This window comes from Sphingomonas sp. Leaf67, from assembly GCF_001421965.1.
In the GTDB taxonomy this organism is placed as follows: Bacteria; Pseudomonadota; Alphaproteobacteria; order Sphingomonadales; family Sphingomonadaceae; genus Sphingomonas.
On the sequence record NZ_LMLP01000001.1, the window covers coordinates 980291 to 997014 of the forward strand.

17 protein-coding genes are annotated in these 16724 nt (G+C 67.0%); 2 read left to right on the top strand and 15 right to left on the bottom strand.

The features are described 5' to 3' along the window. Positions 1 to 3 precede the first annotated feature (3 nt). Positions 4 to 3189, top strand: a complete 3186-nt coding sequence (locus tag ASE90_RS04640; protein WP_055996521.1) for an efflux RND transporter permease subunit — start codon at positions 4 to 6, stop codon at positions 3187 to 3189. 36 nt (positions 3190 to 3225) lie between these two features. Here ASE90_RS04640 and ASE90_RS20465 read toward each other — a convergent pair whose 3' ends face one another. Next, the gene (locus ASE90_RS20465; protein WP_162233633.1) at positions 3226 to 3420 is read right to left on the bottom strand and encodes a hypothetical protein; all 195 of its coding nucleotides are present in this window, start codon (positions 3418 to 3420) and stop codon (positions 3226 to 3228) included. Here ASE90_RS20465 and ASE90_RS04645 point away from each other — a divergent pair. Next, positions 3410 to 4150, top strand: coding sequence for a hypothetical protein (locus tag ASE90_RS04645; protein WP_235531649.1), 741 nt, complete (start codon positions 3410 to 3412; stop codon positions 4148 to 4150). The genes ASE90_RS20465 and ASE90_RS04645 overlap by 11 nt on opposite strands. 96 nt (positions 4151 to 4246) lie before the next feature. Here ASE90_RS04645 and nadA read toward each other — a convergent pair whose 3' ends face one another. From nadA to ASE90_RS04715, 14 genes are all read right to left on the bottom strand, one after another. Further along, a complete protein-coding gene (gene nadA, locus ASE90_RS04650; RefSeq protein WP_055996524.1) occupies positions 4247 to 5242 on the bottom strand; it encodes a quinolinate synthase NadA in 996 nt (331 codons plus the stop codon). 93 nt (positions 5243 to 5335) lie between these two features. Then, entirely contained in the window at positions 5336 to 6052 is a 717-nt protein-coding gene (locus ASE90_RS04655; protein ID WP_055996527.1) for a DUF4230 domain-containing protein, read from the bottom strand. Beyond that, a complete protein-coding gene (locus ASE90_RS04660; RefSeq protein WP_055996530.1) occupies positions 6037 to 6894 on the bottom strand; it encodes an MBL fold metallo-hydrolase in 858 nt (285 codons plus the stop codon). Before ASE90_RS04660 ends, ASE90_RS04655 begins: the two co-directional genes overlap by 16 nt. Before the next feature lie 114 nt (positions 6895 to 7008). Beyond that, positions 7009 to 8658, bottom strand: coding sequence for a M56 family metallopeptidase (locus ASE90_RS04665; RefSeq protein ID WP_055996533.1), 1650 nt, complete (start codon positions 8656 to 8658; stop codon positions 7009 to 7011). After that, on the bottom strand, positions 8655 to 9023 hold the full coding sequence (locus ASE90_RS04670; RefSeq protein ID WP_055996536.1) for a BlaI/MecI/CopY family transcriptional regulator: 369 nt from the start codon (positions 9021 to 9023) through the stop codon (positions 8655 to 8657). Before ASE90_RS04670 ends, ASE90_RS04665 begins: the two co-directional genes overlap by 4 nt. 499 nt (positions 9024 to 9522) lie before the next feature. Further along, positions 9523 to 9846 (bottom strand): Grx4 family monothiol glutaredoxin, encoded by a 324-nt coding sequence (gene grxD / locus ASE90_RS04675; protein WP_055997321.1) that lies wholly within the window; start codon positions 9844 to 9846, stop codon positions 9523 to 9525. Between the two features lie 32 nt (positions 9847 to 9878). Continuing rightward, positions 9879 to 10121, bottom strand: a complete 243-nt coding sequence (locus tag ASE90_RS04680; RefSeq protein ID WP_055996542.1) for a BolA/IbaG family iron-sulfur metabolism protein — start codon at positions 10119 to 10121, stop codon at positions 9879 to 9881. Next, entirely contained in the window at positions 10121 to 10444 is a 324-nt protein-coding gene (locus ASE90_RS04685) for a DUF1476 domain-containing protein (protein ID WP_055996545.1), read from the bottom strand. The genes ASE90_RS04680 and ASE90_RS04685 overlap by 1 nt, the downstream gene beginning before the upstream one ends. A gap of 349 nt (positions 10445 to 10793) precedes the next feature. Next, positions 10794 to 11789 carry an NADPH:quinone oxidoreductase family protein gene (locus tag ASE90_RS04690; protein WP_200910787.1) on the bottom strand — a complete coding sequence of 332 codons (996 nt, stop codon included), beginning with the start codon at positions 11787 to 11789 and terminating at the stop codon, positions 10794 to 10796. After that, on the bottom strand, positions 11752 to 12381 hold the full coding sequence (gene leuD / locus ASE90_RS04695) for a 3-isopropylmalate dehydratase small subunit (protein WP_055996548.1): 630 nt from the start codon (positions 12379 to 12381) through the stop codon (positions 11752 to 11754). Before leuD ends, ASE90_RS04690 begins: the two co-directional genes overlap by 38 nt. A gap of 117 nt (positions 12382 to 12498) precedes the next feature. Next, positions 12499 to 13944 carry a 3-isopropylmalate dehydratase large subunit gene (leuC, locus tag ASE90_RS04700; protein ID WP_055996551.1) on the bottom strand — a complete coding sequence of 482 codons (1446 nt, stop codon included), beginning with the start codon at positions 13942 to 13944 and terminating at the stop codon, positions 12499 to 12501. 412 nt (positions 13945 to 14356) lie between these two features. Further along, entirely contained in the window at positions 14357 to 14992 is a 636-nt protein-coding gene (locus ASE90_RS04705; RefSeq protein ID WP_055996554.1) for a CoA transferase subunit B, read from the bottom strand. Between the two features lie 4 nt (positions 14993 to 14996). Beyond that, on the bottom strand, positions 14997 to 15920 hold the full coding sequence (locus tag ASE90_RS04710; protein ID WP_082449409.1) for a 5'-nucleotidase, lipoprotein e(P4) family: 924 nt from the start codon (positions 15918 to 15920) through the stop codon (positions 14997 to 14999). Beyond that, the gene (locus ASE90_RS04715) at positions 15920 to 16621 is read right to left on the bottom strand and encodes a CoA transferase subunit A (RefSeq protein ID WP_082449412.1); all 702 of its coding nucleotides are present in this window, start codon (positions 16619 to 16621) and stop codon (positions 15920 to 15922) included. Before ASE90_RS04715 ends, ASE90_RS04710 begins: the two co-directional genes overlap by 1 nt. Positions 16622 to 16724: the final 103 nt, after the last annotated feature.

A 16724-nucleotide genomic window follows, 5' to 3' on the forward strand; every position in this document is an offset into this window, starting at 1 on the left:
TCGATGATCGCCCGTATCGTCGCGTGGTCGGTCGCGCAGCGTTGGCTGGTTCTGCTGCTGACCCTCATCGCCACCGCCATCGGCGCATGGTCGCTCTATCGCCTGCCGATCGACGCCGTGCCCGACATCACCAACAACCAGGTGCAGATCAACGTCCGCGCCCCCGCCCTCTCGCCCGAACTGGTCGAGAAACAGGTCTCGTTCCCGATCGAGACCGCGCTCGCCGGCACCCCCGGCCTCGAATATACCCGCTCGCTCAGCCGCAACGGCTTTGCCCAGATCACCGCCGTCTTTTCGGAAGACACCGACACCTATTTCGCCCGGCAACAGGTCGGCGAACGGTTGCAGGGGGTGCAGGAAAGCCTGCCGCCGGGCGTCACCCCCGAAATGGGGCCGATCGCGACGGGCCTTGGCGAAGTGTATATGTACACCGTCCGGCTACAGCATCGCGGCGACGACCTGCACAAACCCGGCGAGCCCGGCCAGCAGCCCGATGGCAGCTATATCACGCCGGAGGGCGAACGGCTGGTCAGCGAAGAGGACAAGGCGACCTATCTGCGCACCGCGCAGGACTGGATCGTCACCCCGCTGCTGAAAACCGTGCCGGGTCTAGCCGGGGTCGATTCGATCGGCGGCTATGCCAAGCAGTTTCTCGTCGTACCCGATATCCAGCGGCTGGCGGCGCTGAACCTGACGCTGACCGACCTTGGTACCGCGCTGGAACGCAACAACAGCAGCGTCGGCGGCGGCTTCGTCGATCGCGGTGGCGAGGGGCTGGCAGTCAGGTCCGACGCGCTGGTGCGCAGCGCCGCCGACCTGTCGCGCATGGTCATCGCCACCCGCGAAGGCGTGCCGATCACGCTCGATCAGGTCGCGACCGTGCGGACCGGACAGGCGGTGCGGATGGGATCGGCGTCGGAAAACGGCACCGAAGTCGTCGTCGGCACCGCGATCATGCGCATCGGCCAGAACAGCCGCACCGTCGCCACCGCGGTCGCCGACAAGCTGAAATCGATCAACGCCTCGCTGCCGCCCGACGTGGTGGTGCAGCCGGTGCTTGACCGAACCGCACTGGTCAACGCGACCATCGCCACCGTCGCCAAGAACCTTTCCGAAGGGGCGGTGCTGGTCATTGTCGTGCTGTTCCTGCTGCTCGGCAATTTCCGTGCGGCGGTGATCGCGGCGCTGGTCATCCCGATCACGATGCTGCTGACCGGGTTCGGAATGTTGCACGCGGGTGTGTCGGCCAACCTGATGAGTCTCGGCGCGCTCGATTTCGGGCTGATCGTCGACGGTGCGGTCATCATCGTCGAAAATGCGATGCGGCGTCTCGCCGATCGTCAACATGCCGAGGGCCGGCTGCTCACCACCGACGAACGGCTCGACACCGTGACGGCGGCGGCGCGTGAGATGATCCGGCCCTCGGTCTATGGGCAGGCGATCATCATCCTCGTCTACCTGCCCTTGCTGACGCTGTCGGGGGTCGAGGGGCGGACGTTCGTGCCGATGGCGCTGACGATCATCATCGCGCTCGCCTTCGCCTTCGTGCTGTCGCTGACCTTCGTCCCCGCGATGATCGCGCTGCTGCTGTCACGACGGATCGAGGAGAAGGACGGCCGGATCGTGTCGTGGCTGAAACGCCGCTACGAACCCGGCCTCGACCGCGCGATGAAGCGCCCGTCGCTGACCATCGGTGCGGGTATCGCCAGCCTGATCGTGGCGCTGCTCGCCTTTACCGGACTGGGACAGGTGTTCCTGCCGCAGCTCGACGAAGGCGATCTGTTGATCCAGGCGCTGCGCATCCCCGCGACCTCGGTCCAGCAGAGTCAGGCGATGCAGGTGCCGATCGAACGGCTGATGTCGCGCCAGCCCGAGGTGCGCTTCGTCTATTCGAAGACCGGTACCGCCGAACTCGCTTCGGACCCGATGCCGCCCAACGCGACCGACATGTTCGTGATCCTGAAACCCCGGTCCGAATGGCCCGACCCGCGTCTGCCCAAGGCGGAACTGGTCGAGCGGATCGAGCATGATCTTTCCAAGATTCCCGGCAACGCGTATGAGATCACCCAGCCGATCCAGATGCGCTTCAACGAACTGATCGCGGGGGTGCGCGGCGACATCGCGGTGAAGGTCTTCGGCGACGATTTCGACGCGATGAACCGCACCGCCGAACAGATCGCGGCGGTACTGCGCCAGACGAAGGGCGCGGCGGACGTGAAGGTCGAACAGACCACCGGCCTGCCGATGCTCGACATCCGCGTCGACCGGATGGCGATGGCACAGCGCGGCGTCACCGCGCAGGACGTGCAGGACGTCATCACCGCCACCATTGGCGGGCGGCCATCGGGCGTGATCTTCGAGGGCGACCGGCGCGTGCCGATCGTCATCCGCCTGTCCGACAGCCAGCGCGCCGACCTGCAACTCCTGCAACGCGTACCGGTGCCGATCGCGGGCGGCGGCAGCGTACCGCTGTCGAGCGTGGCCGAAATCCGCGTCGTCGACGGCCCCAACCAGATCAGCCGCGAAAACGGCAAGCGCCGCGTCGTGGTGCAGGCCAATGTCCGCGGCCGTGATGTCGCCTCGGTCGTCGCCGATGCGCAGGAGGCGATCGCGGCAAAGGTCCGCCTGCCCTCGGGCAGCTATCTGGAATGGGGTGGTCAGTTCGAAAACCTCGCTTCCGCCACCGCCCGGCTGAAACTGGTCGTCCCGGCCTGTTTCGTGCTGATCCTGTTGCTGTTGTACGGGGCGCTGCGATCGGTTCGTGACGCCGCGATCGTGTTCACCGGCGTCCCCTTCGCGATGGTCGGCGGGGTGCTGCTGCTCTACGTACGCGGCATCGATTTCTCGGTATCGGCGGCGGTCGGCTTCATCGCGCTGTCGGGGATCGCAGTGCTCAACGGGCTGGTGATGGTCAGTTCGATCCAGCAACTCGTCGCGAACGGCATGGCCCGGGCGGAGGCGGCACGGACCGGGGCGATGCTTCGTCTGCGCCCGGTCGCGATGACTGCGCTGGTCGCCAGCCTCGGCTTCGTGCCGATGGCGCTCGGATCAGGGGCGGGGGCGGAAGTGCAGAAACCGCTCGCCACCGTCGTCATCGGCGGGCTGATCTCGGCCACGCTGCTGACGCTGTTCGTGCTGCCGACGCTGTACGTCCGGTTCGGCGAACGGCGCAGCGTGGCGCATCCCTGACCGTTTTCGGCGCGCCGGCACCCCCCGGCGCGCCGATTAGTCGGAGCAGACAGAAAAAATAATGGAACCAACATGCCAGTAGCAGTTGGCAACCGAATGCAATGTTGCGAGTTTGCTCGCCATGACGACGCAATCCCCTGATATCGCCGACGTATCGTTCACGTCGCGCATGCTCCCCTTGGTTTGCGCTTCGGCACAAATCCTGACCCCCTTGCTGCCGATGATCGACATCGGGCGAACGATCGGCGATCAGTCGAACGCCGTCCGCACGCTGGTCACGCCCGCCGGCTGGGCGTTCGCGATCTGGGGCGCGCTCTACACCGGCGCGCTGGTGTTCGCGCTGTATCAGGCGCTACCCGCCCAGCGCGACAATGTGCTGATCGCCCGGTTGCGCGGCCCCGCCGCCGGGGCGTTCTTCGGCAACGCGCTATGGGCCGCCTATGTGCAGGTCGCCGGGCTGGGTGTGCCGTCGGTCGCGATCATTCTGTTCACGCTGCTGTGCCTGCTCAAAAGCTACCGCATTCTCGCCGCATGGCCATCGGGCTTCACCCCCGGTGAGCGGTGGTGCGCGGTCCTGCCCCTGACCGCGCTGGCCAGCTGGCTGACCGTCGCGTCGATCGTCAACATCACCGCGACCCTGCGCGCGCACGGCGTCTATTTCGGCGGCGAAACGCCGTTCATCGCTGCGGCGGTGGTGGTCGTCGGTGGCGCGATCGGGTCGGCGGCACTGGTCGCCGGCCGGGGTTGCCCGCCCTATGCGCTGGTCTTCTTCTGGGCGCTGTCGGCGATCTGGGCATCGGGCGGGCAGCGATCGGCGCTGGTCGCGATCGGCGTGGTCATCGCCACGCTGCTGGTGCTGATCGGCACCATCACCGGTCTGCGCAATGGTGGCTTCGCCCATTGGCTGGGACGCGGGGTACCACGCCCTACGGACGAAATCCGGAACCAGGCCCGCGTGTGAATCGCACCCGCTCGCCCACCGGCGGGGGAAACCGCCGGTCCGGACGACCGATGGCATAGCGACTCGGCGTCCGGCACCCGTGCCGCTACGCCGGCCTCACCCTGCGCGCAGCGGTCCCAGATCGCCCAGTCCCACCGTGCCGCTGGCCATCGCCAGCATCCGGTCGAGCGACACCTTGGCCCGCTGGCGCAAGCCCTCCTCGATCTCGATCCGCGGCGACAGGTCGCGCAGCGCGATGTAGAGCTTTTCCAGCGTGTTGAGCGCCATATACGGACAGATATTGCAGTTGCAGTTCCCGTCCGCACCCGGCGCGCCGATGAATTGCTTGTTCGGCAACGCCTTTTCCATCTGGTGGATGATGTGCGGCTCGGTCGCGACGATCAGCGTGTCGCCGGGGAAGTCGGCGGCATAGGCGAGGATGCCGCTGGTCGACCCGACATAATCGGCATGGTCGAGGATGATCGCCGGGCATTCGGGATGCGCCGCGACCGGCGCGCCGGGATGCTGCGCCTTCAGCTTCAGCAACTCGGTCTCGCTGAACGCCTCGTGCACGATGCACACGCCCGGCCACAACAACATGTCGCGCCCGGTCTTGCGCATCAGATACCCGCCCAGATTGCGGTCGGGACCGAAGATCACCTTCTGATCGGCCGGCAGCTGCGCCAGAATCTTTTCGGCCGACGACGAGGTGACGATGATGTCGGACAGCGCCTTCACCTCGGTCGAACAGTTGATGTAGGTCAGCGCGATATGGTCGGGATGTTTGGCCCGGAACGCCGCGAACTGGTCGGGCGGGCAGCTGTCCTCCAGCGAACAGCCGGCATCCATGTCGGGCAGGATCACCGTCTTGTCGGGCGACAGGATCTTGGCCGTTTCGGCCATGAAGCGCACGCCGCAAAACGCGATGACATCGGCATCGGTCGCCGCCGCCTTGCGGCTGAGGTCGAGGCTGTCGCCGACGAAATCGGCAAGGTCCTGAATCTCGGGCCGCTGGTAATAATGGCCGAGGATGACGGCGTTGCGCTCACGGCGCAGCCGGTCGATCTCGGCCAGCAGGTCGGTGCCGGTGGGCATTTCGGTGCGCGCGTTCATTGTCGTCTCCTGTGAACCTGCCCGTAGGTCGGTCCCGACCGCATCGCAAGCGGGACGTCCTCCCCTGCCCGCCAAGGGAGCGGAGCCGAAACCTCACCGCCGATTGGCGACCACCTCGGCCGGGTCCGCCGAAACATCCCAGCGCTCGTTGTTCCGAACGGCTCGTTCGGCCGGAAAGGTCACGACGACCCGCACATTCCGCTCGCCCGCCGTCGCCAGCGGTGCGGCCAGCAACCGGGCCAGCCCGGCACGCGCCATCTCCCGCGCCTGCGCCAGTCGCTCGGGACTGCGCGCCTCGCGTTCGGCACGCGTCTGCGCCACCGACGACACCCGCTGCGACAACGCCGCCGCCGCCTCGCGCGTGACATACAGCCCGTTGGTCTGAATCAGCGTCCGCGCTGCTTCGTCGACATTCGGCCGCGCCACCGTTACCTCAGGCGCATCGACCACCAGCGTCCGGGTATCGGCCGACCAGCTCAGCTGCCCGTCCCCGATCCCGCCGACATCGACGAAATAATCGACCGAATACGGCATCTTGACTACCTGATCGGACCGCAGCCAGCCAAAGCCGCGCACGTCGCTCGCCGTCGCCTGCAACGTGCCCGACAACGACGCGACCTTCAGCGCGCTCGCCCCCGACAACCGAGCGGTGATGATCCGCGTCACCGCCTGCCCGCTGTCCGGCTCTGTCGTGACGGTATAGCGCTCTTCATAGCGTTGCCACAGCAGCCAACCGCCGACCGCCAATGCCAGCAGCACGACGACCGCGACGACCAGCCGCAGCGCCTGTGGCCTCACCTGCGATGCCATGTCGCGCCCTCCTGTCGCACCAATCCCCGCCGCTCCATGTCGATCAGATGCGCCAGCACCGAACGCTGCGCCGCACCGACCAGCCCCGGTGCCAGTCCGACATACATCGCCGAAACCATCGTCGGCACGTCGTGCATGCCGCGTTCGATCGCCCGGACGATCTGCCCCTCACGCTGTCGACGATGGCCGAGCATACTGCGCACCAGCCGTTGCGGCGTCGCTACGACGTCACCGTGCGCCGGGTAATAGACGCGATCATCACGTTCGAGCAGCTTCGACAGGCTCGCCATGTACTCGCCCATGTCGCCATCGGGCGGCGACACGATCGTCGTCGACCAGCCCATGACATGGTCGCCGCTGAACAGCGCACCGCTTTCGGGCAAGGCAAAGGCGAGGTGGTTCGATGTATGGCCCGGCGTCGCCACCGCGACCAGCGTCCACCCGTCACCCGCCACCGCCTCGCCATCGGCCAGCACCCGGTCGGGGCGATAATCGATGTCGAACGCTGCGTCCGAACGCGGCCCTGCATCGTCCATCGTCAGCGGCGCGCAGCCGATGATCGCCGCACCGGTCCGCTCGGCCAACGGTGCCGCCCCCGGACTGTGATCGCGGTGGGTGTGGGTGCACAGGATGGCGGCGACCTCGCGCCCGCCGACCGCCGCCAGAATGGCGTCGAGATGAACGTCGTCGACCGGCCCCGGATCGATCACTGCCACCGCCCCCGTGCCGCCGACCACGAAGCTCTGCGTGCCGCTATGGGTGTAGGGCGAAGCATTGCGCGCCAGCACGCGCGTCACCAGCGGTTCGAGCGGCTGGGCGATACCGGGGGGAAATTCGGCCATTACCGGGACAGATGGCGGCTGACCGCCGACGATACAAGGCGATCGGGCCGGCCGGCGCGAAGCCGACCGGCCCTGCCACGAACGAACGGGGCAGAACGTCCGTGGACCCGGGTATCAGTCCTCGTCGTCCAACTGGGACTGAAGTTCGCTAATGCTTTCGTCGATGCCTTCGAGCGCGCTGGTGCGTCCTGCGGCCGGCATGTCCCGGTCCGCCGCGATCGACGCGCGGGTCGACCGCAGGCTGGCCAGCGCGGTCCGCAATCCCTGCCGGGCATAGATACGACCCTGCGCCGCCTGTGCCTCACCGCGTGCCGCCGCCGCTTCGCCGCGGGCTGCCGCCGCCGCGCCCAAAGCCGCTATCCGGGCACCGTCCTGCGCGCGGCGTGCCGCTTCGCGGGTGATGATGCGGATGCGGTCGGAGCAGATGACGGTGACCTGCTTGCCATCCTTGTTGCGCGTCACGCTGGTCTGCGTGCCGGGGCCGCAATTGCCGGCGACGACGTTCACTTCGGGGATGTCGTTGACATCCTGTCCGATCAGCTTGCCGTCGCCGTCGAACCGCTGGACGACGATCTTGCGGACCTCGCCATTCCCGCGCTTGCCCGACGTCGCAGGCATGGCGGGCATGGCCGGCATCATGACCGTCACCGGCATCGGCACCTGCGGCGTGGTCGCCGGGACCGCGGGTTTCGGCAAGGGCGCGGGGCTCGCAGGCTCGGCCGGCAGCGTCGCCGCCTGTGCGGGCACGATCGCCGCGACCGGGGCCAGCACCGCCGCCGCCTTCGCCTCGACTGCTGCGATCTCGACGCCCGTCGCATCCTCCATCTTGCCGCGCAGAGTCTCGGCCGCCTGCGTCCCCGACGCGGTGATCCCTAGCCCCAGCACGGCCAGCGCCAGCGTCGCGCCCCCGGCGATCCGCCTGGTGGCGGGCGACATCACCCGATGCTTCGACAACATGACAAGCCTCCCTTTCAGTTCATGGACGCCGTGCAGGTGACAGGCGGCCGACAGCCCCTGCCCATGCGCGGACTTGACGATGGCGGTGGCATAGGCGTGGCGGACGCCGGGCGTGGCGCGGGCCAGCACCATCGCGTCGCACGCCATCTCCTGATCGGCGCGGAAGGCCCGAAAGGCGCGCCACGCGACCGGATTGAACCAGTGGCACCCCAGCACGACCAGCGCGACCCAGTTGGCGAGCAGGTCGCCACGCGCATGATGGCCCAGCTCGTGCGCCAACGCCAACGCCTGTTCGCGCTCGTCATAGCGTTCGCGGAAATCGACCGGCATCGCGACGTAGCGGTGCACCACGCCAAAGGCGAGCGGCCCGGCGGCATGGCGCGTCTCGATCATCTTGACGTGTCCGTTCGCCACCCCCTTCGCCCGCCCCGACGCCAGTACCTTCGCACAGAAGCGGCGATGCTGGACGACATGCCAGGTGACGAACGCGATGGCCCCCAGCAACCACAGGGCGACCACCGCCAGCGGCACGTCGGCCATACCCCACCCCTGCGGCAGCGCCGGGATGTCGGCGACCGGCACGCCCAGCGAAAACACCCCCGGCTCGGTCGCGGCACCGATCGGTGCGATATCGACCGGCCGCCACGCATCGGGAATCGGCGGCAGGATCATGCGCAGTGCCGGCAGCGCCCATAGCGCATAGGCCGCCTGCGGACCGAACCGCCGCGCGACCGGACCGCGCAGCACCAGCACCATCAGCATCAGCAGCGTCGCCGCCGCGATCGTCTCCACCGCCCATCCGATCATTGTTTCAGCGCCTTTAACAGAGCCTCGATCTCGTCGATTTCCTTCGCGCTCAACTGGTCGCGTTCGGCCAGATGCGCGACCAGCGGGGTCAGGCTGCCACCGAACAACCGGTCGATGAACTTCTGCGATTCCCCCGCGACATATTCCTCGCGCGCGACCAGCGGGCGATAGCGGTAGCGCCGCCCATCCTCCTCCGCGCCGATCACGTCCTTGGCGAGCAGCCGGCCCAGCAGCGTCTTGACGGTGTTCGCGCTCCAGTCGCGCAACGGGGCGACGCGTTCGATCACCTCCTGCGCGGTGAGCGGGTTCTTGTCCCAGAGCACTTCCATGACGGCATGCTCGGCATCGCTGATTCGTTCGGCCATGGGCAATGACTACACCCGTGGTCGTTACGTTTACAAGTGTAATTTGTTTACGCCATCCAACCTGTCGGAACCGCTTACACTCCCGCCGCGTGGTGCAGGGCGGTTAACCGCAATGGCCGATGGAAACGTGCAATGTTCGGAACTGGCACGCGACCTGCAATGGTCAAGGCACCCGATGCGTTCGCGCTTCAATCGGGCGGGCCAGCATCCTTGCCGGTCCGCCCACCCGGGTCTCCCTCACCGACAGCCATGCCATTCCGCCGCCGGCGTTGAACTGGCATATGATCGCTTCGACCGGGCGGAACATCCGAGTGAACGTCGCCCCGGCGAGGGCGGGCGCCTGCAGCGCCCCTCGCCACGCTTTCACGAAGATATCTCAGTCTTCGTCAGTCCGCGGTCCGCGCGCACCCCGGATGGGTCAACCTCCGTTACCCCAAATGAAAAACCCGGCCGCACCATCGTGCGACCGGGCCTTCCCGACGGTCCAAAACCTGAAACCTCAGGCCGCCTTGTCGCCGCCCAGCAATTCGGCCAGCTCGCCGCTCTCGTACATCTCCATCATGATGTCCGATCCGCCGACGAACTCGCCATTGACGTACAGCTGCGGGATGGTCGGCCAGTCCGAATAGGCTTTGATGCCCTGGCGGATGCCCTGATCCTGCAACACGTCGACGCTTTCGAACTGGGTGTTCAGATGGTTCAGGATCGCCACCGCCCGGCTCGAAAAGCCGCACTGCGGGAACAGCGGGCTGCCCTTCATGAACAGCACCACCGGGTTGCTCTTCACCACCGCGTCGATGCGGGCGTTGGTATCGTCGGTCATCGTCATATCCTTCTCGTCGCCCGGCGGGCGCTTCATGCCTGTGGAGTGGGGACGCCGGTCGTCAGTTGCAATGCGTGCAGTTCGCCGCCCATCCGTTCACCGAGCGCGGCATAGACCGCGCGCTGCTGTGCGATACGCGGTTTCCCACGGAAACTTTCCGACACGACCCGTGCCGCATAATGGTCGCCATCGCCCGCCAGATCGGTGATCTCGACCACCGCATCGGGAATGGCGGCGACGATCAGCGCCTCGATCGCCTGTGCCTCCATCGGCATTACATGCTCTCCAGCAGCTGCCGGCGAGCTTCGACCGTGCAATCGGCCATCGCCTGGCGAATGTCCGACTCGCCGCAACCGACACCGGCGGCGGCCAGATCGGATATCAGCTTGCGGATCACGTCCTCGTCACCGACTTCCTCGAAATCGGCCTGCACGACCGACGTCGCATAGGCGTCGGTTTCGGCCGGGGTCAGTTCCATGCGTTCGGCGGCCCATTGGCCCACCAGCTTGTTGCGCCGCGCGGTCACGCGAAACGCCATTTCCCCGTCACGGGCGAATTTGGCTTCGAAAGCGCGCTCCCGGTCGTCGAACGTCGTCATGGCAATCCCCTAATGGTCCCTCCCCAGCGAGATAGGACGCGGCCCGGTTCTACGCAACGGCGCAGGGTAAGGCGGGTGGCACACCCCGACGCCGAGCTACGTCAGCCGCCGTCGTCCCGAACCCATCCCCCATCGTCATCCCGGCAAAGGCCGGGATCCATAACCGCAACGGTCACGCCTCCATCGCCAAGCTGCGCGTCTAAGGTTTCCCGCCTTCGCGGGAAGGACGAAATTCATGCAGGTTCGACGTCACGCAACCCCTTTGCGTCTCCGCGTCTCTGCGCGAACAACTCCCCTCTTCTCCGCGCCTTCGCGCCTTCGCGCCTTCGCGCCTTCGCGTGAACCCAATCTACGGCACCACCACCAGCTTGCCGATGACCCGCCGCCCCGCCAGCGCCGCAATCGCATCGCCGCCGCGCTCCAGCGGGAACACCCCCGTCACCTTCGGTGCGATCGCGCCCTCGTCCCACAACCGGAACAGTGTCGCCACATGCGCCGCATTCGCCGCCGGATCGCGCATCGCGAACGCGCCCCAGAAGACGCCGCACACATCGCAACTCTTGAGCAGCGTCAGATTTAGCGGCAGCCTCGGTATCCCCGCCGGAAACCCGACGACCAGATAACGGCCTTCCCACCCGACGCTGCGCAGCGCCGGTTCGGCATAGTCGCCGCCGACCGGATCGAACACCATGTCCGCGCCCTGCCCGCCGACCGCCGCCTTGAACGCATCCGCCAGCGCCTTCGACGCGGCCTTGTCGAGCGGCGCGTACGGATAGACGACGACCTCGTCCGCCCCTGCGCTGCGCGCCGCCGCCGCCTTTTCCTCCGAAGACACCGCCGCGATCACCCGCGCCCCGAACGCCTTGCCCAGCTCGATCGTCGCCAGACCGACCCCGCCTGCCGCGCCCAGCACCAGCAACGTCTGCCCCGCGGCGATCCTCCCGCGATCGACCAGCGCGTGGATCGCGGTGGCATAGGTCAGCAACAGCGCCGCACCATCTTCGAAACTGCGGTTCGGTGGCAGGCGGTGGAGCGCGGCGGCGGGCAGCACCAGTTTCTCGACCATCCCGCCATGGCCGGTGACCGCGATCACCCGATCGCCGACCGCCCAGCCCTCGACACCCTCGCCGACACTCTCGATGACGCCCGCGACCTCACCCCCCGGCGCGAACGGGCGCTGCGGGCGGAATTGATAGCGATCCTCGATGATCAGCACGTCGGGATAGTTGACGGCACAGGCGCGGACGGCGACGATCACTTGGCCCCCGCCCGCTACCGGCTCGGGCAATTCCCCGATCGCGAGGCGTTCAGGCCCGCCCGGCTCCTTCGACAGCAACGCCCGCATCACCGCTTCTCCCATTGAGCCACGGTCGGGCATTCGCCACGCCGGACTCATATTTCGAAATCGCGGTATCTTGTGCCAGCGTCATGCCGATCTCGTCCAGCCCTTCCATCAGGCACCGGCGACGAAACGGATCGAGGTCGAAGGTGAAGCGATCCTGATACGGCGTGGTGACGGTCATCGTCTCCAGATCGACCGCGATCGGCTGATCCTTCGCCACCTCGACCAGCCGGTCGATCGCCGCTTGCGGCAGCACGACGGTGACGATCCCGTTCTTGATCGCATTCCCGGAGAAAATGTCGGAAAAGCTTGGTGCGATCACCGCCTTGACGCCCATGTCGCCCAGCGCCCACGCGGCATGTTCGCGGCTCGACCCGCAACCGAAATTCTCGCCTGCGATCAGGATCGGGCTGCCGGCATAGCGCGGATCGTCGAAGATATTGCCGGCTTCCGCCCGCACGCTCTCGAACGCGCCCTTGCCCAGCCCCTCGCGCGTCGTGGTCTTCAGCCAGTGCGCCGGGATGATGATGTCGGTGTCGATATTCTTGGCACCCCATGGATAGGCACCGCCCTCGACCTGCGTGATCGCTTCCATCCTATGCTCCGTCGCGGGGCACTACCGGCTTCGCCACCGCCGGCCGCACGCTCGACGCATAAGCCGCCGCGACTCCGCTCAGCACCGCGCCCGCGATCAGCGCCATCAACACCTTCTTCATACGCCTTGCTCCGTCACCAGTTCGCGGACATCGGCCAGCCGCCCGGTCACCGCCGCCGCCGCCGCCATCGCCGGCGACAACAGGTGCGTCCGTGCGCCCGGCCCCTGCCGCCCTACGAAATTGCGGTTGCTGGTGGAAGCGCAGCGTTCGCCCGGCGGCACCTTGTCCGGGTTCATCGCCAGGCACATCGAACAGCCCGGTTCGCGCCATTCGAAGCCCGCTTCGGTAAAGATGCGGTCGAGCCCCTCGGCCTCGGCCTGTCGCTTGACCAGCCCCGATCCCGGCACGACCAGCGCCTGCTTGATGCCGCCCGCGACATGGCGACCCTTCACGACGCTGGCGGCGGCGCGCAGATCCTCGATCCGGCTGTTGGTGCAGCTGCCGATGAAGATATAGCTGACCGGTACATCCTGCATCCGCGTGCCCGGCGTCAGCCCCATATAATCGAGCGATTTCTGCGCGGCGACGCGCTTGCTGGCGTCGGCGAAGCTGTCGGGCGACGGCACCACGCCGGTGATCGGCACGACATCCTCGGGGCTGGTGCCCCAGGTCAGCGACGGGGCGATGTCGCTGGCATGCAACTGCACGACACGATCGTACCGGGCATCGGCGTCGGTCGGCAGCGTTCGCCAATAGTCGACCGCCCGGTCCCAATCGGCCCCGGTCGGGGCCATCGGCCGCCCCTTCAGATACGCAAAGGTCGTCTCGTCGGGTGCGATCAGCCCGGCGCGCGCCCCGCCCTCGATCGACATGTTGCTGATCGTCAGCCGCCCCTCGACCGACAGGCCGCGAATGACCTCGCCGGTATATTCGACGACATAGCCGGTGCCGCCCGCCGCGCCGATCTTGCCGATGATCGCCAGCACGACGTCCTTGGCCGACACGCCATAGCCCAGCGTCCCGTCGACGCGGATCTCCATCGTCTTCGATTGCTGCAGCAACAGCGTCTGCGTCGCCAGCACATGCTCGACCTCGCTGGTGCCGATCCCGAACGCCAGCGCGCCCAGCGCCCCGTGCGCGCTGGTATGGCTGTCGCCGCACACCAGCGTCGTCCCCGGCAGGGTAAAGCCCTGTTCGGGTCCCACGACATGGACGATGCCCTGCTGCGCGGCGGTCGCGTCGATATAGCGGATGCCATATGCGGGCGCGTTCTTCTCCAGCGCCGCCAACTGGCTGGCGCTCGCCGGATCGGCGATCGGCAGGCGGTTGCCGTTCGCGTCCACCCGCGCCGTCGTCGGCAGATTGTGATCGGGCACCGCCAGCGTCAGGTCGGGCCGCCGCACCCGCCGTCCGGCGGCGCGCAGGCCGGCAAACGCCTGCGGGCTGGTGACCTCGTGGACGAGATGCCGGTCGATATAGATCAGGCAGGTGCCGTCATCGCGGCGTTCGACGACATGGTCGTCCCAGATTTTTTCGTACAGGGTTTGCGGACGGTTGCTCATGGGCGCGCGTTAACCGAAAACAGTCGCCAACAAAAGGCCGCACGACATTTTATTACCGATATCGCTGGATTGCATACGGGTGCATCGAGCCTGATGCGGTGGAGCGGCAGGAGAAGGTTCGTTTCACGCGAAGGCGCGGAGACGCGAAGGAAGAAGAGAGGTTGTGGACGTGGCGGTCGCCGCCTGTCCGGCGAAGCCTCTCTTCCTTTTGCCGCGAGCGCCGAAAGCCGCTGTCGCGGCGGATTTTACCGCAGGCGCAGTACTTTGCGCCCTTCGCGCCTCTGCACAAACCAATTCTGGTACTTCTTCCTTCGCGTCTCCGCGCCTTCGCGTGAAACCAATCTTCTTATCGAGCGCCCACCGCGAACGTCATTCCTGCCTTCCCTGAAAGTGCGTCCGTGGACAGGCGGGGCTACCCCTCGTACGCCGCCGTCGTCTTCGCCCGAACCTCCTCGGTCGTCACCCCCGGCGCGCATTCGATCAGCCGGAACGGGCTGTCATGGTCGGCCCGCTGGAACACGGCCAGATCGGTGACGATCATGTCGACGACATTGCGCCCGGTCAGCGGCAGGGTGCATTCGGGGATGAACTTCGGATCGCCGTTCTTCGACGTGTGCTCCATCACGACGATGATCTTCTTGACCCCGGCGACCAGGTCCATGGCCCCGCCCATGCCCTTCACCATCTTGCCCGGAATCATCCAGTTGGCGATGTCGCCGCCTTCCGACACTTCCATCGCACCCAGCACGGTCAGGTCGATATGCCCGCCGCGGATCATCGCGAAGCTGTCGGCGCTGCTGAAATAGGCCGATTGCGGCAATTCGCTGATCGTCTGCTTGCCAGCGTTGATCAGGTCGGGGTCTTCCTCGCCGGCATAGGGGAACGGGCCGATGCCCAGCATCCCGTTTTCCGACTGCAACGTCACCTCGACGCCGTCCGGGATATGGTTCGCGACCAGCGTCGGGATGCCGATCCCCAGATTGACGTAGAATCCGTCCTTCAGCTCGCGCGCGGCACGCGCCGCCATTTCATCGCGGGTCCAGGCCATGCGGTTACTCCTTGCGCGCGCCGGGATCGGTCCAGCGCAGATCATTGGGGAAAACATCGTCGAAATCGCCGGCCAGCGCGGTGCCGTACACCGGGTTGGGCAGCACGAACCAGCCATTGCCCCACAGATTGGCGACGGCCGGCGAATCGGCGGCGGCGCGGCGCTCGGCGGGCTTCAGCCCGGTGTTGAACAGGTCGCTGAAATCGCCCAGCTGATCGCCGACCAGCGCGACAACGCAGTATCGGCTGGCGATAAGTGCGCGCCGGGCATCCTTGCCCGACCCGCCCGGCGCATCGCCCTTCAGGAACAGCGTTTCGCGATGTCTGGCGGGGCCGAGGCCCGCGCGGTTCAGCACGCCTTCGGTAAATTCGGCGGTCGCGGCATTGCGGTTGGTGTTGAACACCACGGTCACGCCCGCCGCGCGCAGCGCCGCCAGCCCCTCGACCGCACCCGGCACGGCGCGGGTCGCGCGCCCGTCGGACCGCTCCCACCGTTCCCAGCGCGCGGCATCATAGCCAAGGCCACCGCGCGCATCCGAATACTCGTACCCGGTGTTCAGCAGCACGGTTTCGTCGACATCGAACACGACCGCCGGCTTGCCGGTGCAGGGCAATTGGGTCGGCTGCGCGAGCGTCGCATTGGCGGTAAGGACCGCCGAAAGCGGCATCCGCCGGAGCGTCGTCCGGTCGCGCAAATACTGGTTCACATAGCGGACCAGCCCGGCATAAGCCTGCCGGCTCGCCGCCGCCGCCTCGCCCGACCCATAGAGATACTGCATCCCCGCCGGCACACCTGCCACGGTGGCCGGCGCGACCGGCGCGGCGGACTGGTTGCCGACCGCCACGACGCATCCCGACAGCGCGAAGGCTCCGACACCAAGAGCAAGCGTACGCGCCACCCCTTTGGTCAAACCGCGTGGCAGCCCCATCACACCCGCTCCCGCACCGTGCGGAACTCGATCTGCTTGTCATACGGCGCGCCGACAATCATCCGCTTCACATAGATGCCCGGCAGATGGATCGCATCCGGGTCGAGCGACCCGACCGGCACGACTTCCTCGACCTCCGCCACGCAGAAATTGGCGGCGGTCGCCATCGGCTGGTTGAAGTTGCGCGCGGTCTTGCGGAAGATCAGGTTGCCGGCCTCGTCCGCCTTCCACCCCTTGATGATCGACAGGTCGGCGCGGATGCCGCGTTCGAGGATATAGTCCTCGCCGTCGAACTGCTTCACTTCCTTGCCTTCGGCGATCAGCGTGCCGACCCCGGTCTTGGTATAGAAGCCCGGAATCCCCGCCCCGCCCGCGCGACAACGTTCGGCGAGCGTGCCCTGCGGACAGAATTCGACCTCCAGCTCACCCGACAGATATTGCCGTTCGAACTCCTTGTTCTCGCCGACATAGCTCGAAATCATCTTGGCGACCTGCCGGCTGCGCAGCAGCTTGCCCAGCCCCTGTCCGTCGATCCCGGCATTGTTGCTGGCGATGGTCAGCTTCTGGACGCCCGACGCCTCGATCGCGTCGATCAGCCGTTCGGGAATGCCGCACAGGCCGAACCCGCCCGCGCAGATCGTCATCCCGTCGTGGAGCAATCCCTCCAGCGCCGCCTCGGCACTCGGGTACAGCTTGTTCACTCGCTCTCTCCCAACTGGTCGCGTCGCCGATGTCGCAGGGTCGACCGGGCGGGTCAAGAACCTGAACCGCCCTTCAACTTCGCCGCCGCTCTGGCGTCGACCG